This is a genomic window from Pokkaliibacter plantistimulans (assembly GCF_003194385.1).
Lineage (GTDB): Bacteria > Pseudomonadota > Gammaproteobacteria > Pseudomonadales > Balneatricaceae > Pokkaliibacter > Pokkaliibacter plantistimulans.
On sequence record NZ_LAPT01000011.1, the window covers coordinates 1 to 23506 of the forward strand.

At 56.7% G+C, this 23506-nt stretch carries 21 protein-coding genes; 7 read left to right on the forward strand and 14 right to left on the reverse strand.

The features are described from left to right. Positions 1–313: 313 nt before the first annotated feature. Positions 314–1657, forward strand: a complete 1344-nt coding sequence (locus tag WH50_RS03175) for a PAS domain-containing methyl-accepting chemotaxis protein (RefSeq protein WP_110185991.1) — start codon at positions 314–316, stop codon at positions 1655–1657. A gap of 135 nt (positions 1658–1792) precedes the next feature. On the opposite strand, the gene WH50_RS03180 is transcribed toward WH50_RS03175, so the two are convergent. Then, positions 1793–2128, reverse strand: coding sequence for a hypothetical protein (locus WH50_RS03180; RefSeq protein WP_207780156.1), 336 nt, complete (start codon positions 2126–2128; stop codon positions 1793–1795). A 169-nt stretch (positions 2129–2297) separates the two neighbouring features. Next, positions 2298–3164, reverse strand: coding sequence for a LysR substrate-binding domain-containing protein (locus WH50_RS03185; RefSeq protein WP_110185992.1), 867 nt, complete (start codon positions 3162–3164; stop codon positions 2298–2300). A 202-nt stretch (positions 3165–3366) separates the two neighbouring features. On the opposite strand from WH50_RS03185, the gene WH50_RS03190 reads away from it, so the two are divergent. The 3 genes from WH50_RS03190 (at position 3367) to WH50_RS03200 (ending at position 6561) form a co-directional block, all read left to right on the forward strand. Continuing rightward, on the forward strand, positions 3367–4071 hold the full coding sequence (locus tag WH50_RS03190) for a glutathione S-transferase family protein (RefSeq protein ID WP_110185993.1): 705 nt from the start codon (positions 3367–3369) through the stop codon (positions 4069–4071). A gap of 175 nt (positions 4072–4246) precedes the next feature. Beyond that, positions 4247–6082, forward strand: coding sequence for a hypothetical protein (locus WH50_RS03195; RefSeq protein ID WP_110185994.1), 1836 nt, complete (start codon positions 4247–4249; stop codon positions 6080–6082). Beyond that, positions 6079–6561 (forward strand): type III secretion system chaperone, encoded by a 483-nt coding sequence (locus WH50_RS03200; RefSeq protein ID WP_110185995.1) that lies wholly within the window; start codon positions 6079–6081, stop codon positions 6559–6561. The genes WH50_RS03195 and WH50_RS03200 overlap by 4 nt, the downstream gene beginning before the upstream one ends. Positions 6562–6650: 89 nt before the next feature. Here WH50_RS03200 and WH50_RS03205 read toward each other — a convergent pair whose 3' ends face one another. From WH50_RS03205 to WH50_RS03255, 11 genes are all read right to left on the reverse strand, one after another. Beyond that, complete coding sequence (locus WH50_RS03205; protein WP_110185996.1) at positions 6651–7082, reverse strand: hypothetical protein; 432 nt, start codon at positions 7080–7082, stop codon at positions 6651–6653. A gap of 51 nt (positions 7083–7133) precedes the next feature. Continuing rightward, positions 7134–8012, reverse strand: coding sequence for a DUF2167 domain-containing protein (locus WH50_RS03210; protein WP_110185997.1), 879 nt, complete (start codon positions 8010–8012; stop codon positions 7134–7136). Between the two features lie 152 nt (positions 8013–8164). Next, positions 8165–9832, reverse strand: coding sequence for a phosphoethanolamine transferase (locus WH50_RS03215; RefSeq protein ID WP_207780157.1), 1668 nt, complete (start codon positions 9830–9832; stop codon positions 8165–8167). Beyond that, positions 9829–10686, reverse strand: a complete 858-nt coding sequence (locus tag WH50_RS03220; RefSeq protein ID WP_110185999.1) for a phosphatase PAP2 family protein — start codon at positions 10684–10686, stop codon at positions 9829–9831. Before WH50_RS03220 ends, WH50_RS03215 begins: the two co-directional genes overlap by 4 nt. Beyond that, positions 10671–11027, reverse strand: coding sequence for a diacylglycerol kinase (locus WH50_RS03225; RefSeq protein WP_110186000.1), 357 nt, complete (start codon positions 11025–11027; stop codon positions 10671–10673). The genes WH50_RS03220 and WH50_RS03225 overlap by 16 nt, the downstream gene beginning before the upstream one ends. A 291-nt stretch (positions 11028–11318) precedes the next feature. Continuing rightward, on the reverse strand, positions 11319–11753 hold the full coding sequence (locus WH50_RS03230) for an META domain-containing protein (RefSeq protein WP_110186001.1): 435 nt from the start codon (positions 11751–11753) through the stop codon (positions 11319–11321). A gap of 55 nt (positions 11754–11808) precedes the next feature. Next, positions 11809–14154 (reverse strand): FdhF/YdeP family oxidoreductase, encoded by a 2346-nt coding sequence (locus WH50_RS03235; protein ID WP_110186002.1) that lies wholly within the window; start codon positions 14152–14154, stop codon positions 11809–11811. A gap of 22 nt (positions 14155–14176) precedes the next feature. Beyond that, the gene (fdhD, locus tag WH50_RS03240) at positions 14177–15043 is read right to left on the reverse strand and encodes a formate dehydrogenase accessory sulfurtransferase FdhD (protein WP_110186003.1); all 867 of its coding nucleotides are present in this window, start codon (positions 15041–15043) and stop codon (positions 14177–14179) included. A 306-nt stretch (positions 15044–15349) separates the two neighbouring features. Continuing rightward, complete coding sequence (locus tag WH50_RS03245; RefSeq protein ID WP_110186004.1) at positions 15350–15868, reverse strand: DUF6515 family protein; 519 nt, start codon at positions 15866–15868, stop codon at positions 15350–15352. 159 nt (positions 15869–16027) lie between these two features. Further along, on the reverse strand, positions 16028–16552 hold the full coding sequence (locus WH50_RS03250) for a hypothetical protein (protein WP_110186005.1): 525 nt from the start codon (positions 16550–16552) through the stop codon (positions 16028–16030). Positions 16553–16582: 30 nt separating this feature from the next. Then, positions 16583–17299 carry a TetR/AcrR family transcriptional regulator gene (locus WH50_RS03255; protein ID WP_110186006.1) on the reverse strand — a complete coding sequence of 239 codons (717 nt, stop codon included), beginning with the start codon at positions 17297–17299 and terminating at the stop codon, positions 16583–16585. Between the two features lie 469 nt (positions 17300–17768). Between WH50_RS03255 and WH50_RS03260 the strand changes: the two genes are divergently transcribed. From WH50_RS03260 to WH50_RS03270, 3 genes are all read left to right on the forward strand, one after another. After that, entirely contained in the window at positions 17769–18845 is a 1077-nt protein-coding gene (locus tag WH50_RS03260) for a BMP family ABC transporter substrate-binding protein (protein ID WP_110186007.1), read from the forward strand. 94 nt (positions 18846–18939) lie between these two features. Next, positions 18940–19899: an isopenicillin N synthase family dioxygenase gene (locus WH50_RS03265; protein ID WP_110186008.1), complete on the forward strand. Its 960-nt coding sequence runs from the start codon at positions 18940–18942 to the stop codon at positions 19897–19899. Positions 19900–20044: 145 nt separating this feature from the next. Then, positions 20045–20311, forward strand: coding sequence for a hypothetical protein (locus WH50_RS03270; protein WP_110186009.1), 267 nt, complete (start codon positions 20045–20047; stop codon positions 20309–20311). Positions 20312–20350: 39 nt separating this feature from the next. Here the strand turns inward: WH50_RS03270 and WH50_RS03275 are convergent, their stop codons facing one another. Then, positions 20351–23503 carry an efflux RND transporter permease subunit gene (locus WH50_RS03275; protein WP_110186010.1) on the reverse strand — a complete coding sequence of 1051 codons (3153 nt, stop codon included), beginning with the start codon at positions 23501–23503 and terminating at the stop codon, positions 20351–20353. Between the last annotated feature and the right edge of the window lie 3 nt (positions 23504–23506).

Consider the following 23506-nt stretch of genomic DNA (forward strand, 5'->3'; position numbering starts at 1 on the left):
AGACCGCTACTACCAGCAATTGATCTTTATTGAAGAGCGCGGTATCCGCCTGCCAGCCTAGAAAGGCTGAGTCTGCCGGGCAAGCCTTAGCAGGTCGTTGAAAAGCTATCTGTGTTGCCGAATACCGCGTCAAAAACAGGCTCAGAAGTGCTCATTTAGTTCACTGAACTCCGTTTTTTTCGCCTGTTTCTTGTGCCCTTGGGGTGTTTTCTTGCCTCGGCTGCCTCGGCTGCCTCGGCTGCCTCGGCTGCCTCGATCACGCTTTTGACCGGCCTGCCTGTGCAGATTGATTTGAAACTGTCCGGAGTCTCCCATGTTTTCCACTAAGTTAAAGCAGCAACTGGCAGCCAGTCAGACGGAGTTGGAACAACATCAGTTCATGCTCCAGGCTCTGAACCGATCCATGGCAGTGATCGAGTTCGATCTGGATGGAAAAGTGCTGCAGGCCAATGACAACTTCCTGCGGCTGATGGGCTATACCCTCGATGAGGTGAAAGGCAAACATCACAGCATGTTCTGTGAAAAAGCGCTGGTGAACAGTCCACAGTATGCCGAGCGCTGGGCCCGGCTGCGCAAGGGAGAGTTTATCGCCGATCAGTTCAAACGCCTGACCAAGCAGGGTAGCGTGGTGTGGCTGGAAGCCTCCTACAATCCTGTTCTGGATAGCAACGGTAAGCCTTACAAGGTTGTTAAATTTGCCACTGACGTCACGGCCAAAGTGAATGTCGAAGCGGATGCACGCGCCAAGCTGGAAGCGGTAGATCGCTCCAATGCCATTATTGAGTTCACCCTTGATGGCACTATTCTGACCGCCAATAAGAACTTCCTGCAGACCATGGGCTATGAGTTGAGTGCCATCAAGGGCAAGCATCACAGCATCTTTTGCGAGGAGGAATACACCCGCTCCCATGACTACGCCCAGTTCTGGCAGCAGTTGCGCAGCGGGAAATTCATGACAGGTCGCTATAAACGCATCAGTCGCAATGGTCAGGTCGTCTGGCTGGAAGCGACCTATAACCCGGTCTTTGACCGCGATGGCAAGCTCTACAAGGTAGTGAAGTTCGCGGTGGATATCAGCCGTGAAGTGGAGCAGAACGAGAGCGAGGCCCGCAGTGCCTCTCGTGCCTATCACATCGCGGCGGAAACGGAGCGCGTAGCCGAGCATGGCACGGTCATCATTCAGGATGCGGCCACGGAAATGCGCCAGATTGCCGATATGGTCAAGATATCTGCGGATGTGATCGCGGACCTTGGCAGGCAGTCTGAGCAGATCACTGCCATCGTCAACAGCATTCGCGGTATTGCTGACCAGACCAACCTGCTGGCACTCAATGCGGCCATCGAAGCGGCGCGGGCCGGTGATCAGGGGCGTGGCTTTGCGGTGGTGGCCGATGAAGTGCGCTCACTGGCAGCGCGCACCAGTCGCTCCACGGCAGAGATAGCCGAGATGATCGAGAAAATTCAGAGCGGCACCCAGGCGGCTATCGGCAGCATGAGTGGCAGTCAGGAGCAGGCGCTGCGTGGTGTTGAGCTGGCCAATCAGGCGGGGTCTGCGATTTTGCAGATTCGGGATGGTGCCCGTGATGCGGTGCAGGCGGTCAGTATCTTTGCCAACGTACTGGATGAGGCGGAAGTGGCTGCCAGCTATCACCACTGACCCCATGCCTCAACCCTGACAACATACTCGGACCTCCTAACGACAAACCCCAGCCGGCGCTGGGGTTTGTTGCTTTCTCTGCCAGTGCAGGTCACCTGCCTGTGTACGATCGTGAATAGGTTCCGGGTCTGCACCTTACTCATGGAAGGTATAGGAACCCAGCTCGCACAGGTTGAGGTCGTAGTCCTCCATCACATCACCGTCGGCAAACTCGGCACGGATGTCATATTCACAGGTGGTCAGGCCATCCTGAATGGTGACGGTGCCCTGCTCGCCACTGCGCAGGACATCTCCTTCCAGCAGGTCATCCTGCCAGTGCTTGGAGGTGCCGGGGGAGATGTGAAAGCTGGTCATGTTCACCGAGGTATTGTTGATCAGGGTGAACTCCAGATCCTCTGCCTGGGCACTGCTCTGATATAGCAACGCCAGCGTGGCAATGGCACTGGCAATCAGCGTGGTTCTTATCATCATGGCTCTCCGGGTAAGGCCCATTGGCGGGCTTCTGATAACTATAGTTCAGCCCTGCCAGGGCGCTGGCTGGGGGCTGAAAAAGTTCCCCGGTCGGTAAGTTAACTCCGCTCTTTGACGTCATCATGCCCAACGCTTTGTTGAGTAGCGCCTGGTACTGAGCAGGCTGTGTTTAGCCTCTTGTCGAGATGCGCTGCTGAAACGTCGTCAACAGCTGCTGCAGTTGCCGGGCACCCAGCAGGGGGTGGGGCATGGCGCCGGTAGCCAGCACGATATCCGTGCTGGGCAGGGGTGGCAGGTCGAGTGCCTGAGGGCTCAGCAGCAAATCTGTGGGTGCCGAGCAGCGTGCCATGGCGCTGATGGCCTGACCGTTGCGCACCAGCGTTGCCAGTAGCGTCGGGCTGCTGGCGGTGCAGATCACTTCGTAGGCGCGGCCCTGTTTCTCCAGCCCATCGCGGGCCGCTGTGTGAAATTTGCAGCTGGGTTCGTACAGCGCCAGCGGCAGGTGTTTATGTGCTGCCGGGTCAAAGTGGTCGGCGACCAGCCATACCCCTTCATCATGCAGCAACACATGGCCTTCATCGGTATCGGGCAGCCGGGTCAGCACGGCCAGCTCCAGTTCTCCCTGATCAAGCAGGGGGCGCAGATCGGGCGAGTTGGCGGTGATGATCTGGATACCCACCTGCGGTATCTGCTGTCGCAGTGCCTGAATCAATGACGGGCAGATCATGTCCATATAGTCGCTGGGGCAGCCCAGACGGATGGGCTGATCAGCCCAGCCCTGCTGCAAACGTACGGCAGCCTCATCGTGCAGCAGCATGATGCGGCGGGCGTAACCGACCAGCACTTTTCCGGCTTCGGTCAGCACCAGATCACGACCTTCCTTGCGGAACAGTGGCTGGCCGCTGTGCTCTTCCAGCCGCTTCATCTGCATGCTGATGGCGGACTGGGTGCGGAAACTGTGCTTGGCAGCACGGGTGAAGCTGCCGGTATCGACTACCGCCAGAAAGGTTTTCAGCAGATCAATTTCAAGAGACATGGGGGTTCCAAAACGGCACCAAAGTGCCACTGTTTGCCGAAGTAGGCGTATTTTGCTCTATAAACGGTGATCTATCACCGATTTTGATAGCTGCCTACAAGACTATTCGTTTGTTCCGTCACGGTGCTTCGCCAATAGTAAAGCGCATCAGCACTAACGCTGATGACCAACCCGTAAATCTGGAACAATGAGGAACAAGGCGATGGCAAACGGCCAGCAGGGGAGTGTGCAGGGTGAGTATCAGAGCGGCGTGGATGCGGCTGAACTGACACTGGTGATCGGCAACAAGAACTATTCATCCTGGTCGCTGCGCCCCTGGTTTTTCCTGAAGATGACCGGTATTCCCTTTAACGAAGTGCAGTTGTCGCTGGGAACGGACTTCAGGCAGCAGGTCATGCAGTACTCCATGGCGGGGAAGGTGCCGGTATTGCTGCATGAAGGGCAGGCCATCTGGGATTCGCTGGCCATCGGTGAATATATTTCGGAAGCGCTGCTGGCGGGCAAAGGCTGGCCGGACAGCCGTCATCAGCGCGCCTGGGCGCGTTCCATCGTGGCGGAAATGCATTCCGGCTATCCCAATCTGCGCCGTGAGATGCCGATGAACTGTCGCCGTGTTATCAGCGGCTTTCAGCCCGGCGTGGCGGCGCAGCAGGACATCCGCCGCATTGTCGAAATCTGGCATGACTGCCGTAAGGCCCATCATGCGGATGGTCCCTGGCTGTTCGGCCGCTTTACCCTGGCTGATGCGATGTTTGCACCGGTGGCGTCGCGCTTTCATTCCTATCAGGTGCCGCTCGATGCATTAGCTGCCGACTATATGCAGACCGTGCTCAATACTCCGGCCTATCAGGCGTGGCTGGCGGCAGCGAGAGCCGAGGAAGAGGTGCTGGCGGCAGAAGAAGTGTAAAGAGAAGACTCTATGAGTTGACTGGCAGCAGGGTCATACGAACACCCTTTGCTGCCCTTCACCATTATGGTTCGGATATAACAGCCTTTTGATGGGGGCATAGTTATACGCCTGCTGGGAACTTCTCCTGTATAAAAAACACACAATGGGAAATTTGTTCAGCAACGTATGACCTATGACTCCTATTCATTCATCCTCGACCATTGCCGCCTCACACCATCAAGAAGCGGGTCCTGATGTCGTCAACCATACCCATCAGGGACGTATGGGGGGCGAGCAACTGGAGGTCAGTACTTCCAGAGCGCTACCAGCGCAGTCAAGCAATACATCAACCGCCTTCACATTGCCGCCTCATAGTGCTGTGACAGTGGCCGCTGCCACCCCCGATGAACTTGATCCCGCTGCTGGTTCCAGCTCTTCTGCGGCCTCCTCGGATACGGCCTCTGCGGGGGGGATCAAGCAGCGTTTGCTGGGTTTGTTCCGCAAAACGGATCTGGCAGCTGCTGTTGGGCAGTTCAACAACCGGGCGTATCTGGCCAGCGAGCGTCAGCAGGCTCACCTTCCTGCTTTCAAGCAGAGTGTGCAGACGCTGCATGATGCCTGTCAGCAGCCGCAGATTCCGGCCGGGATACGCAAGGAAATCAGTTCGGTCACCACCGGCCTGATGCACAAGCTGGAGCGGATTGCCAAGGATAAGCCCATGGGCTATCGCACAGCCGCTACTATGTTGTTCAGTCTGGGCAACGTGGGTCTGGCTTTGCTGCCCACCCTGACCGCGCACAAAAATAAGGACAATCAGTACTTTGCCCTGCTGGTGGCAGGCTATACCAAGACCCTGTGCATGCTGATGGGGATTGCGCTCAATCCTGCCGCCGACAAACGCTCCTTCGGTCTGCATATGCAGGAGCGTCATGTCCCCTATCTGCCTCCTAATCTGCCCTACGCCATCAGTGCCTTTAATGACAAGGCCAAGGCCTTTGAACATAACAGCCCCATTCTGTTCCATTCCATGGCAGCGAGTTTTACCGCCGCGGTATTTGTGCTGTCATCTGCACCTCATCTGGTGAGCAAACCTCTGGGCGCCATCAGTGACAAGATTAAAAGTATGTTTCACAAGCCGGATGCTCAGCCCGCAGAGCAACTGACAGCTGAAATGACAGTACACATCACTGCATTGCTGGATGCAGTAAAGCTACAGCACGGTGATTTTCAGCAACGTCGCCAACAGTTTGAGGGGGATGGCAAGGAGCTGAGTGATAGTCTGAATCTGCAGTTGAGCGAAATTGATGCGGCCAGTGACAAGTTGTCCAGTGTCGCGCAACGTATTCTCGGGCAGGGCGCTGAGGGGGAGTCTCAGACACCGGCCAATAATCGTGATTTTGCCCAGAAAATGGCCTTTGTTGCCATTGCCGGGGCGGTCTGTCTGAGTTCAGCTGCCACCTATTATGATGAGCCAGCGGGTTTGGTGGACTTGGGGATGGATGCGGGACTAACCGTATTTGAACTGACCAAGACGGCAAGAAACCCGAGTGAAAATACCCAGCAGGCTGCCAGCAAGTTTGCCAGCTACTCCGGCTTGTCGCCACTGTTGCTGCCTTTCGGCATCATCAACAAGATCCCCGCCACTCACTTTACTGACAGCCTGCCGGGGCTGGTGGCTGGAACGGTCTTTCTGACCGCTTGCAATCTGACCTTACCGCGTCCGGGTGGGGAAGCTATTGCTAATGCGGTGGTCAAACTACTGCAAAATTTCAAGGCGACGACAGAGCAACAGCCGGATGTGGAGCTGGGCGTTGTCGACTCCGGTCGTTTTACTGAACTTGAGGATGCTCCTGGCTCAGTGGCCAGCAGTGACTCTGACCAGGAAGAGTTTTTCGACGCGCAGGAGCAGTTTGATCGCACAGAGCCACCCGCAATCGAGCAGGCAGAGGTGTTTGCTGATGCTTTGGGAAGTCCGCAACATTCGCCGCACGCTGAGCAGCGCGAGACAGCCAGGGAGCGGCGCTCATGAGTCAGCCGCAACCGCTCTTCAGCAATCTGCTTGCCCAGATAATGGAGCGTCTGGGTATTCAGGATTTTGACCGGCAGGCAATCTGTTTCCGTTTTACCTTCGCTGCTGAACCGGCCCTCTTTCTGTGTCAGCGCGACAATGGCTGGGCGGAGCTGCAGTGCAATGCAGCACACCTTACGGCGCTGCAGGCACCACAAGTGGCACTATCGCTACTGGAGTTACAGGGGCGTCAGGGGGGGCCGCTATTTGTCATTGCTTGCGAACGAGACAGTGGTGTCGTCCGCGTCATGTATCGTTTTTGTCTAGCGGGCAGTCAGGCTCATGAGGTGATCGACCTTATTCAGGGTATGCGTAGCTTTGTCAGCCAGGTGTGTGCTGTGGTTGCGCAGCAGCCTTCACCACATTCACGTAGTATTGCAGCAGAAGGAAGCCCGGAGTCTTTCCGGCTTAATCCGTTACTGCGCTTGCAGAATCGTTAGCTTCCAGAGCCATCCCTGACTAGTCCCGCATAGTCAGGGATGGTGGATACCGTCACCCGCCCTCACTACGCAGTGTTAACCACAGAGCCTCAGCGGCAAGGCTCCGTGCTGAAATCAGTGTGCCCCCGGTCAAACCAGCAGCGCCATTGCATCTCTGCCTTTTGTATTTGCCACGCCCCATGCTTGAAAGTGAAGGTGAGTCGGTGTCGATAGCCTGCGACAGAATCGTCTTCTGGAATGCCATCTTCGGTAATGACAGCAACGTATTTGGCTAAATCGGCATCGGGATGCTGAAGAGCGATGGTGTGGTCTTTGAAGTTAAACCTGTCACCAAAAAACACTTCAGCCAGAGCGGAGACAATCATGCCATTGTCAGCAGCCTTGGGCTGGCGCTGGCTGGCTTGAGTGAGGCTGCTCTCAAGCTCCTTCAACTCTTTTTCGTCCAGAGGCATATAGGTATCTGGATTGTTTTGGAAAAAATGCCAGCCAAGTACAGCTGCAGTGAGTGTGAGGCCGGTCACGAGTGGCACCAGTGTAGTTCGACGCATGCTTACACGTCGGCGCTATTGGCCTCAGTAAAAGATCCGCCGCTCACGCCCGCGGAACAGGCGGAAAAGCAAATACATTGCGGCAGGGATAGACAGATACCAGAACTGGCGCAGCAGGCTGATCACCATCGCCACGCTGTCGGGCATTTCACTGAGCAGGGCGGTATTCTCTGCCTCTGGGCGGGGGACTGGCTGGGGGGGCGCCGCGCTGCTGGCTGGCAGGAAACGCACCATGTCCAGCAGCGGTGGCAATTGCTGAGTGATGGTGCTGAGCGCAGTGACAGGCGCAACGATATTCATCACCAGTACGCCATCCTGATGCTGCAGGCGGACATTGTAGTTAAGGGTATGCGTGGCTTTGCCGGGAAAGGCCAGCTCCTTGGCCCAGTAGAGAATATTGCGCTCGGCATCAAAGTGCGGAGCAACGGCCCAGCCGATCAGCTGCGGGCCGGCTTTATCCGTCTCTTCAGCCTTTAGCTCATTCTGCATCTGGCTGAGCAGGGCCTGATAATCCAGCTGCGCGGCAATACGCGGGTTGATGGCATAGCCTGCTTCATAGTGCAGCACCACTGCCCAGGCATTGGCATCGAAGGGGCTGGCATCGGCGGGAAACAGCATCCCCAGAGCGCCGCTGTAGGCAGGGTTGCCCCAGACCTCGGTCAGCACTCGTTCACTGTCGTGAGCATCGAGAAAGTAGAAACCACTGGGGACGGTCAGTTCGGCATGGGCGGCGGGCAATATCTGTACGCCGGACTTGCGCTGCAGCGACTGCCAGAATTGCTGGGCCCAGGCGATGATGCGGTCGCGCGCCTGTTGATCATTGGCCTGCTGGGTTTCGGCTGATGCCAGTACTGGCAGACAGCAACACAACAGTAATAGCAGCCAACGACGTGCAGTGTTCATCCAACGCTCCTTGCAGTAGAGCCAGCATGAGAGGAACACTTAATCGATACACCGCTGGCCAGAGTGCCAAGGATCATACTCAGCCAAAGCGGAAATTCAATCTGCATGCCGGGAATGGCCAGCCCGTGCTAGCCATATCGGCGGGGGCAGGATCAGCCCTGTGGGCGGCAACCCTGGAACATGTCCAGTTTGGCGTCGTACACGCTGGTCTGAATATCCAGCATGCCCAGCACAGAGTGGAAGATATTGTCCTGCGAGAAAGGCTGATGTTCCTTGCTGGCCAGACAGTCAGAGTTGATGTCATAGGTCTGCTCAAAGCCTTTCGACAGCCAGTAAAAGAATGACACGTGCTTCTGTTCTTCCGGCGCAATCATGTAGGGCATGCCATGCAGGTACACATGGTTCTCTCCCAGCGATTCGCCATGGTCAGCCACATAGAGCATGGCGGTGTTGTACTGATCACTGCGCTGTTTCAGCCATTCGATCACGTTGTTGAGGAAGTAATCGGTATAGCGAATGGTGTTGTCGTAGGTGTTGATCAGTGACTCCTGACTGCAGTCCTGCAGCTGGTTGGTCTTGCACTCTGGCTGATAGAAAGCCATGTCCTGCGGGTAACGATGGTAGTAGTCAGGACCATGGCTGCCATGCTGGTGCAGGACCACAAACATATCGCCATTGGGTCTGGGCAGGACGGCGTCGATATTGTGCAGCAGCACCTGATCAAAACATTCTTCGCTGTTGCAGTCCTCAGCGACGGCCGCCTTGGACATGTCTTCATAGCTGACGCGATCACAGGCACCTTTACAGCCTGAGTTGTTATCGCGCCACAGCACGGCATACCCCGCATGATTCAGCACATCCAGCAGACCCTGCTGTGACTTGGCTTTGCGGTCGTCATAGTGCTCGCGATCCAGCAGCGAGAACATACAGGGCACTGATACGGCCGTGGCCGTGCCGCAGGAAGTGAACTGGGTAAAGTTGAAGACATCCTGCTTTGCCAGCAGCGGAGTGGTGTTGCGCTCATAGCCGTTGAGGCCGAAATGATCAGCGCGACCGGTTTCCCCTACCACAAACACGGTCAGGGTGGGCTTATGCTTGGCCAGTGCCAGCGCACCGGGGCGGGCATCTTCACCAATGGCCTGGACCACAATCGGACCTTCCTTGCCTTTCACCGCAAAGGACACGCCGGCATAGATGTAGCTCAGTGGGACGGCCATCTGCCGCACATTCTTGTTGTTGCGGAAGAAAGAGGCGTAGTCCTGTGACAGCGCAAACAACATGGCAGCAATCACCAGCAGGCTGGCGACGATGGCCAGTAACCTGACCAGCAGCTCACGAGGCCAGCGGCGGTAGCTGATCCTGACCTTCCAGACCAGCAGGCAGGGAACGACGCCCAGTAGCAGCAGATACATGGCCAGACGGGGGCTGAACAGCGCAGCAGCTTCAGCCGGGTCGGTTTCCACCACGTTCTGCACCATGACGCTGTCGATGGCGATGCCGTAAGTGTTCATAAAGTAGGAGGCGGCTGCGCCGCTCAACAATATGGCAATGGCAAGCGGCTTGAGCAGGTAAGGCACGGCGATGAGGTTGAGCAGGATAAACATCAACAGCCCCAGCAGTGCGCCAACGCTGATAGTGAACGCGCCTCCCCGCAGGGTCAGCGGATCAATGACCTGCCCCAGCGCGTGAAAAAACGCCGAGTTATAGGCCAGTACCAGCAGGGTGGAAAGCAGCAGACAGAAGTGCACACTGCTGATCTGCCAGCGCTGACGGGAAGCAGGGCTGACCATGGAAGACGTGGAGGTTGATAGCTGACTCATGAAGAAACCTTGATGCCGGTTTCAGCCGCGTAGGCAGAAGGGGTGGAAGTCAATACGGGAGAGGTCGTGTGAAGGCCACCGCTGAGGCTCTGTTTGTAGCTGCGGTAGAGCACCAGGCGGAACCAGACCAGCGCGGTAAACCAGCTGATGGCGAAGGTCCAGACATCATGGGAGATAAAGTGCGCCCCCCGCAGCTGCTGGGAAATACCAAATACCACGCCCATCAGCACGGCCAGCAGCAAGCCCATCCAGCGCCAGCCAGAGTGACGATAGAGCCCGACAAAATACAACGCCAGCCAGGCATAGCCCGCACTGGCGTGACCCGCTGGAAAGCAACGGCCGCTGTCGCTGTGGAGGAACTGATCCAGTTCACTCATGAATGGCAGATTGCCACCATAACGATTGAAGTCCCACGGGCAGGCAATATGGGTCAGTGACTTGGCACTGACGACCAGCAACGAGCTGGTCGCGGCGGCCAGCAGCAGAAAGGTCAGAGGGCGGCGCCAGTGACGTAATGCAGGCGTCACCCAGCTGCCAGCCAGCAGCAGCAAGGTCACCACGGCAATAGCAATCGACAGGTTCTTGCCGCCTTTGTGAATCAGAGTGGTGGTGATCCAGCTATCCTTCAGTGCCCACTGATGGCCTTCCGCCCAGTACAGCGCATCCGCTACCACCCGGTCGAGATGGAAAACACTGATGACCAGTACCGCCAGCACAAACGCCAGCAGCGGATAAAACAGATGATTGACCCAGAACGTCTGCATCGACAGATGGGCGGGTGGCTGAGGGGAGGAAGGGCGATGGGCGCAACGGCGCAATAACGAGGGAGGAGCATCGTTTACAGCAGGATGCATAACCAGACTCCGACAGCGGCCATGAGGGTGACAAGAACGGCAGCCGAACCCATATCTTTGGCCTGACCACTCAGGGGATGCATTTCGTGACCGATACGGTCAACAACGGCCTCGATGGCCGAATTCAGTAACTCCACCACCAGCACGGCAAAGACGCTGACGATCAGCAGGGCGCGCTCCAGAGAAGTGACATGCAACAGGCAGGCAACGGGGATCAGGACCAGCAGGGCCATACATTCCTGACGAATGGCCGCCTCATGTTGCCAGGCCAGTTTCAGGCCTTGCCAGGAGTAAATGGAGGCATGGATCAGGCGTGACATACCTTGCCGTTGTGGCTTCATGGACACTTAACTCTGACTGCGAATTTTAGGAAGAGTGGTCGCAGAGCCTATCTACCGAACCTTAAGACAAACTTAAGAAAACTGAGACAGCCCTGAAATAAAACTGACATAGATACGAATAGTCGTAGTTCAAAGGATTGTCTAGTGGGCTTAGGTGCAGTGGCGGGAGAGGGGAATTTCAGGCAGTGGCCGTGCTAATTGATGCCAAGCTGCATATTTGTCGGGCTGCAAATTTGAGGGGGTTGCAAAGAGAAGGGGCTGGGCAGGGCCGCCTGTACGGCCCCGTCCTGTTCACTTGTGGCTTTCTTCAAACTGCAGCAGTGGTTGCTGCTGTGCGTCCAGCAAGGTCAGGGTTCGCCCTGTTATCTGCCAGCCCCGCACCTGTTCCAGTGCCTGCATATAGCGACTTTCCAGCGCCATTCCCTGCATGCAGGCCATGCGTGTGCTGACCAGCGGGCCGAGACTCAGCTGGGTGCTCGCTAGCTGATACTGACCTGCCAGACGATTGCAGCCGCTGAAACCGCTGACGCGGTGCTGCTCCGGGCTGAGCTGCAGGTACGGCTCACGCATCCGGTTATCGGGCTGCACGGGGTCCGTGCCCAGCTGTGTGAGTTTCCAGTAGGTATGTTCTAGTGGCTGATCGGGGGTGGTGCTCTGTGGACGAGGGGTGCAGGCGGTGAGCAGCAGGCTGCTACCAAGCAGGAACGTATGCAGGAGGCGGGGCATGGGGCAGTCCTTGGTGAGGGACTGCCCGCTGCTGTTAGCCGTAGTAAACGTCTGCTCAGGCAATCCGCATGGATTGATGTGCCGTCAGTATAACGGCAATACTTTTTGATGTTGGGGTGCGGCTGAAATCTCCCACGCTGTTGAGCGGAACCAGCGGGTTGGTTTCCGGATAGTAGGCGGCGACATTGCCTGCAGGAATATCGTAGGGAACCAGCTTGAAGCCCTCGACCTGACGCTGGATGTCATCACCCCACAGTGAGCGGATGCTGACTTCCTGACCTTCGTGAAGACCCAGTCGCTCCAGATCTGCCGGATTGATAAAGACGACCTTGCGCTCGCCCTTGATACCCCGGTAACGGTCATTCAGGCCGTAGATGGTGGTGTTGTACTGATCATGTGAACGCAGGGTCTGCATGATCAGGGTCTGGCTGTTCAGCTGGCTGGCCACCTCTTCCGGCAGGATATGTGCCGGCAGTGAGTGACAATGGGCAATGGCCTTGCTGGCCGGGGTTTTCCACTGCCGCTCACGGGCACTGTTGCCCAGATAGAAGCCACCGGGCTGATCAATTTTGCGATTGAACTCGCTGAAGCCTGGGATAACGTCAGCGATCAGGTCGCGAATACGATTGTAGTCGGCCGCCAGGGCAGACCAGTCAACCGGCTGTTTGCCCAGCGTAGCTTCGGCCATCGCGGCAATGATGGCGGGTTCTGACCTGATCTCGGCAGACAGTGGCTCCAGCACACCACCGGAGGCATGGACCATACTGAATGAGTCTTCCACTGTGACCCGTTGAGGGCCACTGGCCTGCATATCAATGTCCGTGCGACCCATGCAGGGCAGGATCAGTGCCTGTTTACCGGTCACCAGATGAGAGCGGTTGAGCTTGGTGCTGATCTGGACCGTCAGCTCACAACGGCGTAATGCCTGTTCCGTCAGCGCGGTATCCGGAGTGGCTGCAGCGAAGTTGCCCCCCAGACCAATGAATACTTTACTGCTGCCTTCCAGCATGGCCTGAATGGTTTCTACGGTGGCATGGCCATGGTGACGCGGCACCTTGATATCAAAGCGGCGCTCAAGGTGGTTGAGAAAGGCTTCCGATGGGCGCTCATTGATGCCCATGGTGCGGTCACCCTGCACATTACTGTGGCCGCGTACCGGGCAGGCACCCGCGCCGGGCTTGCCGATATTGCCACGCAGTAGCAACAGATTGACGATCTCATGCACGGTGGGGACCGAATGGCGGTGCTGGGTGACGCCCATCGCCCAGGTACAGATTACCCGGTCGGCCCGGGCATACACCTGCGCTGCCGCAGTTATCTCCGCACGGCTCAGTCCAGACTGTTCGATGATGTGTTGCCACGGGGTGGCTGCTACTTCTGCCAGATACGCCGCCATGCCGTCAGTATGCTCAGCGATAAAAGCGTGGTCGAACAGAGCCTCTCCACGTTGCTGGGCGGCTTCCTCCAGCTCGATCAGGACTTTGACCATGCCTCGCACGGCGGCCATATCCCCTCCAATTTTGGGGGTGTAGTAGGCCGTATTCAGGCGGGTGTAGCCGTTGCTCAGCATTTCGACCGGGTTTTGAGGGTGGGTGAAACGCTCCAGTCCGCGCTCTTTGAGGTTGTTGAAACACACCACCTGAGCGCCACGTTTGATCACTTCGCGTAGCGTATCGAGCATGCGGGGGTGATTGGTGCCGGGGTTCTGGCCAAATACAAAGACCGCATCGGCCAGCTCGAAGTCTTCAATCTCTACCGTGCCTTTGCCCACACCAATGCTGCTGGTCAGGCCATAGCCGCTGGCTTCATGGCACATATTGGAGCAGTCGGGGAAGTTATTGGTGCCGTAGGCACGGGCAAACAACTGATAGAGGAATGCGGCTTCGTTGCTGGCACGGCCTGAGGTGTAGAACTCCGCCTGGTCGGCATGATCCAGGCCTTTGAGTGTGTCTGCAATCAGCGCGAAAGCATCATTCCAGCTGATGGGGAGATAGTGATCACTGACCGGATCGTAGCGCATAGGCTCAGTCAGACGGCCCTGATATTCAAGAAAATAGTCACTCTGCTGGTAGAGCCAGCTGACGCTGTAACGCGCAAAGAAGGCCGCATCGACCCTCTTGCTGGTGGCCTCCCAGTTCACTGCTTTGGCGCCGTTCTCGCAGAAACGGATCATGCTCGGATCATGTTTTTCACCCCAGGCACAACCGGGGCAGTCAAAACCGTGGGGCTGGTTGGTCTTCAGCATGGTTTTGACGTTACGGGTGGAGTTGCGACTTTGCAGCCAGTGTCGGGTAGTAGCCTTCAGCGCGCCCCATCCTCCGGCGGAACCCTGGTAGGGATGGTAATACGTTTCAATAGTACTGCTGGCGATGGGCGCCTGATCTGATTTTGACTGATTCATCTCGGTTTCTTGGTTGCAGGATTCATCCGGCTTGCTGTGCGGATGGAGAATGAACTTCTGGGTGACTGGTTGCAGGGGGGCTCGCATATACCCTGGGACTGCCCTGGCGGGGCAGGTGGATAAGGTTGAGGCCATGGCGACGCGCCAGATCGACTGCCAGCTGGCTGGGTGAAGCCAGATTGACCAGTGTGGATACACCGGCACGCACGGCCTTCTGGATCAGCTCCATACTGCAGCGACTGCTCATAACCACAATATGATCATAGAGTTCCAGGCGCTGGCGCAGCGCATGCCCTAACAGTTTATCGAGGGCATTGTGGCGACCGATGTCTTCGCGGCTGACCAGTACGTTACCGGCCCGATCCAGCAGCATGGCGGCATGAATAGCACCAGCACGGTTGCCCAGAGGCTGGTGTTGCTGAAGGCGGTCACGCAGACCAGGGAAGAGTTCGGCTGGCGGCAGTGGGCATAAACGGAGGTGGGGTAAGTCTGGCAGGGCCTCCTGCAGGGAGTCGATACCGCACAGGCCACAGCCAGTAGCGCCCCGCAGACGCTGGCGGCCCTGTTTGAAGCGTGACAGCAGCCTCGGGCTGAGGGTGAGATCAGCGTGCCAGCGCTGGTCATCGACTTGGGTAATGTCCCAATCACGCACTTCGTCTGCCCGCTCGATAATGCCTTCGCTGCGGCTGAAACCGAACAGGAAGTCATCCATATCCACGGGGGTAACCATCATGACGCTGTGGCTGAGACCGTTGTAGCTGATGGCTAATGCCACTTCTTTAATCAGTTCGGCAGAGTCCGCAATGGGTTGCGTCAGGGGGAGGAATTCGTATCGCGCTATTCCGTCGGGAGAAGGGGTGTTGCCGTGGAGTTCGAACACTGTGGTCATCGCTGAGTCCCGCTGCCAGCTAATCGGTACTGACCGATGCAAAAACACGATATGTGCTTCCAGCTAGCGTGTCGGTCAGACTACTCCTTGCAGGCTGAAGCGTCCAATTGCCAGTATCGATAGAGTGATAGACAGGCTCGATGAGCGAATTATGGGGATGTAAAAAACAGCGCCGATGGCTGTTGCATTCGCATGCAGGATGCAAAAGGTCTCGGGAACCGAGCTGCTCGGGCCATAAAAAAGGGCGAACAGACCAGGTCGTGTTCGCCCTAAAGGTGTTGAGCATTCGTAGGTTACTCTGGCTGACTACATATCCAGCATCAGGCGGAAGCCGCTGGAATGATTGTCGTACCAGTAGTAGTCGCCACCATGGCGATAATAAGGTACACCGCCGATCATCACCTTTACCGAGCCACCAGGCAGACTGAACTGCACAGCGCCGAAAGGGGCGGGAACCACTTCATAATAGTCCCGCTGCGGACGGTAGTAGACGTCGTTATACACGTAGTAGGTCCGGTCACGAACAATCACCCTACGTGCATGACGGGGTATTTCCCGAATCACGGTTACTCGTTCTGGACCACGGTAACGGTCGTGGCGGTTGCCCCAGCCATTGCCACGGTCGTGCCAATCATGGTCGTTACGCCAACCATGATCATTGTGCTTGCCGTGGTCACGGTTACCGTCGCGGTCATAATTTTGGTTATGACCGTCTTCCTGCCAGTACCGACCGTGGTCACGGTCAGCGTAGGCAACTCCGGTGCCCGCTGCCAACAGCAGCACCCCCGTCAAAATGCTGGTACCAAGGGGTTTAAGCAACTTCATGGTTTGATCTCCTGAGGACTGCCATCCCGTTGATGTGAAGATCAACAACGCCACCCACTTTGTATGCTGTTTTTCCCTGTTTACTACAAGCCAACCGGGTGGTTGGCCTTGAGCAGCACTATTGCTGCAGGAGAGGGGCAAGCCCCTCAGTGAATTCAATCAGGCCAGTACGGGCAGATTGATACAGAAACGTGTACCGCCCAGATGGGATTCCTGCTCTTCGATGCGACCATGGTGGGCCTCAACAACTTCGAACAGGTCACTCAGTGGACGCAGGTCGTTCAGGGCACGATCCTGATCCAGTGTCAGCTGTAGCTGATTGTCCTGGATATCCATCTTCACCAGAACGTAGAATTTGGCGGCTTCGATGCTGACGCGCATCATATTGAGCAGGCTGCGGCCGAGTGCTGTCTTGTCAAATACAGCAGCGACTGAATTTTCGGGGAAACTGACAGACAGCATCTTGTCGGTCTCAGCATGCAGAGGCAGCGTCAGTTGCTGTAACCAGCTGCTGAAGTTCTCTACCATGCGTAAAGGTTGACTGATCGCCCGCTGAGTCAGGGTGGGGATCACCTTAATGCTGTTGCTGAACTGCTCAGGGATAACGTTAAGCAGCAGAGAGCTGGCCATGGGCGCAACGATAGCTGGCTTGACAGTGTTCCGTGGGTTGTATGTGGCAGTCATGATATCCACCCTTCCTCTGTAGTCTTGAATTCAGTGTGTCGCTGACGCCAGCCGGCTCTTCTCGCATTGGGTGATGTCCTTGTGTCCTGTTGTTCCGGGCAGGTCATCATCGGCAATGGGGGCCACGATACTGGCAATGACAAAATTGGTAATAATGTCGAGAAACTGCTCCAGTGAGACATCGGAGTCAGGTATCTCCTGATATTCGTTACGCCAGATCTTGCCCATGGCACCATCGAATATGGCGTGGATGGGCAAAATCAGTTGCTCTACAGGACGCTGTGGTATCTGACCACTTCGCATGCCCTGCAGAAGCACATCGGCAAAAAAACCAAAGAAAGCACTGTCCAGCTCCTCACCACGCACACGCAATGGATCGGGCAGGCGCTGGATGAAACTGTTGCAGCGACAGGCATAACTCACTCGGGCCGCTGCCGGATGGGCCAGATAATGATCGAAGGCCCGTCTGATCATGTCCCTGATCAGGCTCAGGGTGTTGGCGTTAGGTAACGCCTGCTCAAAGGTCTCCAGTAAACCTTGATGAAAGTCGAGCATGATGCGCCCGCACAGTTCTTCTTTACTGGCAAAGTGTTTGTAAACAGTTCCTTTGGCAATCTGAGCTTCGCTGGCGATATCCGCCACGGTTACCTGCTGCCACTGGTCCTGATCGAACAGCTTCAATGCTGCGCTGATGATGGCACCTTCGCGTTCCTGAAACTGACGTTGCTTGAGGCTTGGAGCAGTCATAAATGCTTTCGCTGTTATTCTGTGAACGTCCGGTCATTTTATGACTGCTGGTCACGAAATGAAAGTGCGGACTGTTTTCTATTTGCAACGCTGCGTGATGCAACCTTTACCAGAGGTTGCATCGGCAGTGACAAAGTAAGCAATCTCGCTGATCTGAGTTGGCGCACCGTTAAGTCCGAAAACGGGCTTATGCACTATTTTGGTGTGATCGCTTGGCCGATGGGCTATATAAAGAAGCGGCTGTCTGTGAGTTTGCAAGAAATTGACCAGTTGGCCAGTTTTTTGCTACCAGAGGGGTTACCTGTTGTCTGACTCTGCAACACTTTACTGTGTGCTGCTGAATGCGTTGCATCATGCAATGGCAGACGCGGTAAAAGGATACTCAGGCACCGTTTTGAAGCAATGTATTCGCTAGTGACCGGGCACTCCTGCTCCGGCTCCCTCCAATAAGAGACGAGAGATCTGATCGATGAAACTCAAACTGAAGCAGTTGCTGGCAGGTCTGGGACTGATGACCTGTGCTGTGATGGCCCAGGCAGAAGAACCCTTGAAAGTAGGCTTTGTGTATGTTGGCCCGGTGGGTGACCTGGGGTGGAGCTACGAGCACGACCAGGGTCGTCAGGAGATGGAGAAATACTTCAACGGCAAGGTAAAAACCACCTACGTTGAAAACGTTCCTGAAGGCGCTGATGCCGAGCGTGTTATCACTCAGCTGGCCAAAGATGGAAACAAGGTGATCTTCACCACCTCCTTTGGTTTTATGAATGCGACCTACAAGGTGGCGAAGAAATTCCCCAACGTCATTTTTGAACATGCTACCGGTTACAAACGCCTGCCTAACATGGGCACCTACGTGCTGCGTACCTATGAAGGTCGCTACGTGTCTGGCGTTGCAGCAGGCATGCTGACCAAGTCCAATACCATTGGTTATATCGGTGCTTTCCCCATTCCTGAAGTGATTCGTGACATCGATGCGGTCTACATGGGTGCCAAGAGCGTTAACCCCAACGTCAAGCTGAAGATCGTCTGGGCTAACACCTGGTACGATCCCGGTAAAGAAGCTGATGCAGCCAATGCTCTGATGGATCAGGGTGTCGACGTGCTGATTCAGCACACTGACAGCCCTGCACCGCTGATCGCTGCAGAGAAGCGTGGTGGCGTACGTGCTATTGGTCAGGCGTCAGACATGTCCAAGTTTGCGCCCAATGCCCATGTTTACTCCGTGCGTGACCACTGGGCTCCTTACTACATCAAGGTTGTGCAGTCCGTTATGGATGGCACCTACAAGCCTCAGGATTACTGGGGTGGCTTCCACGAAGATGTGCTGCAGTTGGCGTCTATCAACGACAATCTGCCAGCTGACGTGAAACAGGCTATCAATGATACCTATGCCAAGATCAAATCAGGCGAGCTGAAACCCTTTACCGGCCCGATCAAGGACAACACTGGTAAGGAAGTGGTTGCCGCAGGTCATGCTCTGACAGATGAAGAGCTGGCGCAGGTCAACTGGTATGTTGAAGGCATCGACGACAAGATCCCACAATAACCCGTTGCACTCATGCAATACACGAAAGGCTCCTGCGGGAGCCTTTCGTTTACATGCTTGTCCTCTCACTGAGGATGCAGACAGGAAATTAACCATGAGCAGTATTCCGCTGATCGATATCTCTCCCCTGGCGCTGGAAGACCGTCAGGCCTGGCAGCCCGTCATTGACGCTATCGATACTGCCTGTCGCGACCGTGGCTTCTTCTACGTCACCGGCCATGGCGTCGATCCGGCTTTGGTACAGCAGGTATTTGACATGTCGGCGCGTTTCTTCGCCCTGCCGGATACCGACAAGCGTGCCATCGATATTACTCAGAGTCCCAACCATCGTGGTTATGGCTCCATCGGTGCTGAGCAGCTGGAGGAAGGCAAGCCAACAGACTGGAAGGAAACATTCGATATGGCGCTGCATTTGCCTGAGGAGCACGCCTATGTTGAGCGCTGCCCCAGCATGTATGGCCCCAACCGCTATCCGCAGCTGGAAGGTTTTCAGTCATTGATGGAGCGCTACTACGCTGAGCTGTTCCCCGTGGCGATGCGTATCCTCAAGGCGATGGCACTGGCACTGAAGATGCCAGAAGACTTCTTCAGTCAGTCCTTCTCCACCCATGTTACGGTGCTGCGGGTGATTCACTACCCACCCCGCCCCGAGCAGGTGCATGACAATGGCGCAGGCGCCCACACCGACTACGGCTGCATCACCTTGCTGCGCCAGGATCAGATTGGTGGCTTGCAAGTACGCGGTGTCGATGGTCAGTGGATTGATGCCACCCCTATCGAAGACAGTTACGTGGTCAATATCGGTGACCTGATGCAGCACTGGACCAACGATATCTATCGCTCCACGGCTCATCGGGTAGTCAGCCCGCAGGCCGGAGTGCATCGCTATTCCAGCCCGTTCTTTGTGGAGCCGGACTTCGATACGTTGGTTACCACCCTACCCACATGCATCGATACGGAGCATCCATTGCGTTACCAGCCTGTTACCAGTGGTGACTGGATTCAGTCGCGGTTCAAGGCGACTTACAGCTATCGCAACAAGGAAACGAGCTAAACCCTTGATGTATAGCCAGTTACTTCAGGCTGGCAGAGAAAGTAAGACGCCCTTTGGGTGAGTAGGTCGGCTGCTGGTACATATTTTGCTCAACACTAAGCAATAAATAGTGTCCGGCAGCCGCCGTAACCCACAGGTAGATTCCATGGTCAACATCAGCGCAGTGCAAAAACGTGTTCGTCACCACTATGTTGCCCATCTGTTTGGCCGCTTCTTTACCTTTGGATTTCTGCAGCAGTCGATGCCATCGCCTGTCCCTGACAGCCTGGACAAGCGCCATTGCCTGTGTGAAGACGACGATCTGAGCTGTGGGCGCGCAGGTCAGTGTACCGATGAAGAGGCGCGCTTCTATGTAACGCCGTCAGGTGTGAATCATCGCCACGCAGCACGTGCCTTCCCGCATCCGCTGTAACATCGACAGCCTTTAATTCCATTCCAAATTACGCCGTGGTCAGCCACGGCGTAATTGTTTCTGCTGATCGGTTTCCGCTGCGGCTGTGTCGACTGCACTATGCGCATTCACGGCCCTTGCGTTGCTGCGGCTGAGGAGCTGTTCGCCCAGCACCAGTAAACAGGGGGTCAGAAACAGCGTCAGCAGGGTAGCGAAGGTCAGGCCTCCCGCGATGGCTGATGACAGCTGCGTCCACCATTGCGTTGATGGCGCTCCCCAGGCAACTTGTCGGTTGAGCAGGTCGACGTTGAGTGACAGCACCATCGGGATCAGCCCCAGCACCGTGGTGATGGCTGTCAGAAACACCGGGCGCAGACGCAGCTTGCCGGTTTCCAGGGCCGCCTCCAGTGGCGCCATGCCTTTGCTGCGCATCTCGTTGTAGGCATCAATCAGCACAATGTTGTTGTTCACCACTATCCCTGCTAAGGCAATGATGCCCAAACCACACATGACGATGCCGAAAGGCTGAGCGGTAATCAGCAGCCCCAGCAGCACACCGGCAGTAGAGAACACAATAGCCGACAGGATCAGCAGGCTCTGATACAGGCTGTTGAACTGCGTCAGCAGAATCAGCGTCATCAGGAAGAGCGAAGTGACAAAGGCCAGTGACAGAAAACGCATGGTTTCCCGCTGATCTTCATCCTCCCCCTTGAACTCAAAACGCAGGGTCGCAGGCCAGCTCTCGCCCTTCAGTGACTGCTGCAGAGCGTGGACCTGATCGTCGGCCAAATAGCCCGGCGCCACCTCACTCTTGATGGTCAGGGTGCGGCGTGTATCAACCCGGGTCAGGGTGCCGGTTTTGGGCATGGGCTGCAGCCGGACGAAGTTGCTCAGTGCCACCATCCCCTGCTGGGTATTGATCGTCATGGTATCCAACTGCCCCAGTGAACGCTGCCCGGCGGGCAGGCGGACGCGGATATCCACCTCATCATCACTGTCATCCGGGCGGTAGTCCGCGACCTTGATACCGGTGGTAATCAGCTGTACGGCGTTGCCGATGGTGACGATATCGGCGCCGAAACGAGCCGCTTCTTCGCGATCCACCTGCAGACGCCATTCGATACCGGGCAGCGCGCGGTCATCTTCTGCCTCGGCAAAGCCACCGAGACTGTTCATGCGCTGACGGATCAGAGCCACGGCCGCATTACGTTGCTCATCCGTACCGCCTGATATCTGCAGCTCGATGGGCTTGCCCTGACCCGGACCATTTTCGGCCTTGTTGAATTCCAGCAGGATACCTGCAAGGTCTGCCGTGCGCTGGCGCATATCGGCAAGAATGGCATCCGCCGGACGGCGGCGAAACCAGTCGATGAACTGAAACTGCAGCTGGCCGATGGTGTCTTCGCTCATCTGGGTATCACCCTGATTGAAGGAGCGTGCCGACAGCGCCTGCAGCTCAGTCATCCCCTGCAGGCGGGCTTCCACCCGGCGTACCAGCGTATCCTTTTCCTCGATCGACAGATCGCCACGGGCATGGATCAGGACCTGAGCAGATTCTGGCTCCACTTCCGGGAAAAACTCCACCCCGTGCCCCCAGTGGCCATAGGCTACATAGGCGCCAATCAGCATCAGTACCGCCGCCAGCAGGGTTAGTGCCGGACGGCGTAGCAGGCGTGCCAGCAGGCTGGCATAGCCCCGGGTCAGTGCTGATGCCTGGGTGTTGAGCTGAATCAGCTGCCGCGGCTGGCGGCGACTGAGTACGGCGCCCAGCACCGGCATAAAGATCAGGGCCATGAACAGTGAGGCGCTAAGGCAGATCAGTACCGTCATCGGCAGGTACTTCATGAACTGGCCCACTACACCGGGCCAGAACAGCAATGGCAGAAACACCACCAGTGTAGTGGCCGTTGAGGCAATGACCGGCCAGGCCATTCTCGCTGCGGCCTGGGTGTAGGCTTCACGTGCACTGTGGCCCTGTTGCTGCAGACGGTCAGCCAGCTCGATCACCACAATGGCGCCATCCACCAGCATCCCCACCACCAGAATCAGTGAGAACAGCACCACGATATTGAGGGTGTAGCCGATGCCGTAGAGGATCAGGATGCCGCTGAGAAAGGAGCCCGGAATGGCCAACCCGACCAGCAGCGATGAGCGTACTCCCATGGCGGCAAGGATGATGATCATCACCAGAATGATGGCCGAAGCGACGTTATTGAGCAGATCGCTGAGCATCACCTTGATCTGCCCGGACTGATCAAGGATATAGCTCATGGCCAGCGGGGCGGGCCATACCTGCTGGTGGCGTGCCACCACCTGCTGCACGGCATCAATGGTGTCGATGATATTGGCACCCACCCGCTTCTTCACCTGCAGGGTCAGCGCCGGCTGGCCGTTGACCCGGGCAAAGCCCTGGGGATCCTTGAAGGTGCGGCGCACCGTAGCCACATCGGCGAAGCGCACCACCGTGCTGCCCACGGTCTTGACTGGCAATGACAGCAGGTCGTTGATGTCTTCGATCACCCCCGGCACCTTCAGCACCATCCGCCCAGAGCCGGTATCCAGCGCGCCGGCGGCCACCAGCTGATTGTTGTTCTGCACCGTGGCGAACAGATCGGCATAGTTGACCTGATAACTGTCGAGTACCAGTGGATCGACCAGAATCTCCAGCTGTTCTTCGCGATCCCCGGCGATCTCCACTTCCAGTACACCGGGGATCGCTTCAATGTCATCACGCAGGGCGCGGGCGTATTGCACCAGCAGGTTCTCAGGCAAGGGGCCAGAGAGGGCGATGGACAGCACCGGAAACAGCGCCACATTGATTTCATGCACAACGGGTTCATCAGTGTCGGCGGGCAGTTTGGATTTGGCGGTATCGACTTTCTCGCGCACATCGTCCAGTGCTTTGCGGGCATCGAAACCGGCATCGAACTCCAGCATGACCGAGGCATGGCCTTCCGAGGCGAAGGCGGTCATTTCCTTCACTCCCTCAATGGACTTCAGCTCGTTCTCCATCGGTCGCACCAGCAGGCGTTCGGCATCTGCCGGTGCGATGCCCTCGTGGCTCAGGGAGACATAGATCATGGGAATGGCGACGTCGGGGTCGGATTCCTTGGGAATGGCATTGAATGCCATCGCCCCGGCCAGCAGCAGGAACAGCAGCAGCAACAAGGTGGTACGGCTGCGATCCACAGCCGCCCGAATCAGCGTCAGCATACC

What these genes read in the sequence shown, in the direction of transcription:
- WH50_RS03220 (WP_110185999.1), bottom strand. Translation starts at nt 10,686, where the DNA reads ATGCATCCTGCTGTAAACGATGCTCCTCCCTCGTTATTGCGCCGTTGC.
- WH50_RS03200 (WP_110185995.1), top strand. Translation starts at nt 6,079, where the DNA reads ATGAGTCAGCCGCAACCGCTCTTCAGCAATCTGCTTGCCCAGATAATG.
- WH50_RS03215 (WP_207780157.1), bottom strand. Translation starts at nt 9,832, where the DNA reads ATGAGTCAGCTATCAACCTCCACGTCTTCCATGGTCAGCCCTGCTTCC.
- WH50_RS03270 (WP_110186009.1), top strand. Translation starts at nt 20,045, where the DNA reads ATGGTCAACATCAGCGCAGTGCAAAAACGTGTTCGTCACCACTATGTT.
- WH50_RS03250 (WP_110186005.1), bottom strand. Translation starts at nt 16,552, where the DNA reads ATGACTGCCACATACAACCCACGGAACACTGTCAAGCCAGCTATCGTT.
- fdhD (WP_110186003.1), bottom strand. Translation starts at nt 15,043, where the DNA reads ATGACCACAGTGTTCGAACTCCACGGCAACACCCCTTCTCCCGACGGA.
- WH50_RS03190 (WP_110185993.1), top strand. Translation starts at nt 3,367, where the DNA reads ATGGCAAACGGCCAGCAGGGGAGTGTGCAGGGTGAGTATCAGAGCGGC.
- WH50_RS03180 (WP_207780156.1), bottom strand. Translation starts at nt 2,128, where the DNA reads ATGATGATAAGAACCACGCTGATTGCCAGTGCCATTGCCACGCTGGCG.
- WH50_RS03245 (WP_110186004.1), bottom strand. Translation starts at nt 15,868, where the DNA reads ATGAAGTTGCTTAAACCCCTTGGTACCAGCATTTTGACGGGGGTGCTG.
- WH50_RS03210 (WP_110185997.1), bottom strand. Translation starts at nt 8,012, where the DNA reads ATGAACACTGCACGTCGTTGGCTGCTATTACTGTTGTGTTGCTGTCTG.
- WH50_RS03195 (WP_110185994.1), top strand. Translation starts at nt 4,247, where the DNA reads ATGACTCCTATTCATTCATCCTCGACCATTGCCGCCTCACACCATCAA.
- WH50_RS03235 (WP_110186002.1), bottom strand. Translation starts at nt 14,154, where the DNA reads ATGAATCAGTCAAAATCAGATCAGGCGCCCATCGCCAGCAGTACTATT.
- WH50_RS03185 (WP_110185992.1), bottom strand. Translation starts at nt 3,164, where the DNA reads ATGTCTCTTGAAATTGATCTGCTGAAAACCTTTCTGGCGGTAGTCGAT.
- WH50_RS03175 (WP_110185991.1), top strand. Translation starts at nt 314, where the DNA reads ATGTTTTCCACTAAGTTAAAGCAGCAACTGGCAGCCAGTCAGACGGAG.
- WH50_RS03225 (WP_110186000.1), bottom strand. Translation starts at nt 11,027, where the DNA reads ATGAAGCCACAACGGCAAGGTATGTCACGCCTGATCCATGCCTCCATT.
- WH50_RS03260 (WP_110186007.1), top strand. Translation starts at nt 17,769, where the DNA reads ATGAAACTCAAACTGAAGCAGTTGCTGGCAGGTCTGGGACTGATGACC.
- WH50_RS03255 (WP_110186006.1), bottom strand. Translation starts at nt 17,299, where the DNA reads ATGACTGCTCCAAGCCTCAAGCAACGTCAGTTTCAGGAACGCGAAGGT.
- WH50_RS03275 (WP_110186010.1), bottom strand. Translation starts at nt 23,503, where the DNA reads ATGCTGACGCTGATTCGGGCGGCTGTGGATCGCAGCCGTACCACCTTG.
- WH50_RS03265 (WP_110186008.1), top strand. Translation starts at nt 18,940, where the DNA reads ATGAGCAGTATTCCGCTGATCGATATCTCTCCCCTGGCGCTGGAAGAC.
- WH50_RS03230 (WP_110186001.1), bottom strand. Translation starts at nt 11,753, where the DNA reads ATGCCCCGCCTCCTGCATACGTTCCTGCTTGGTAGCAGCCTGCTGCTC.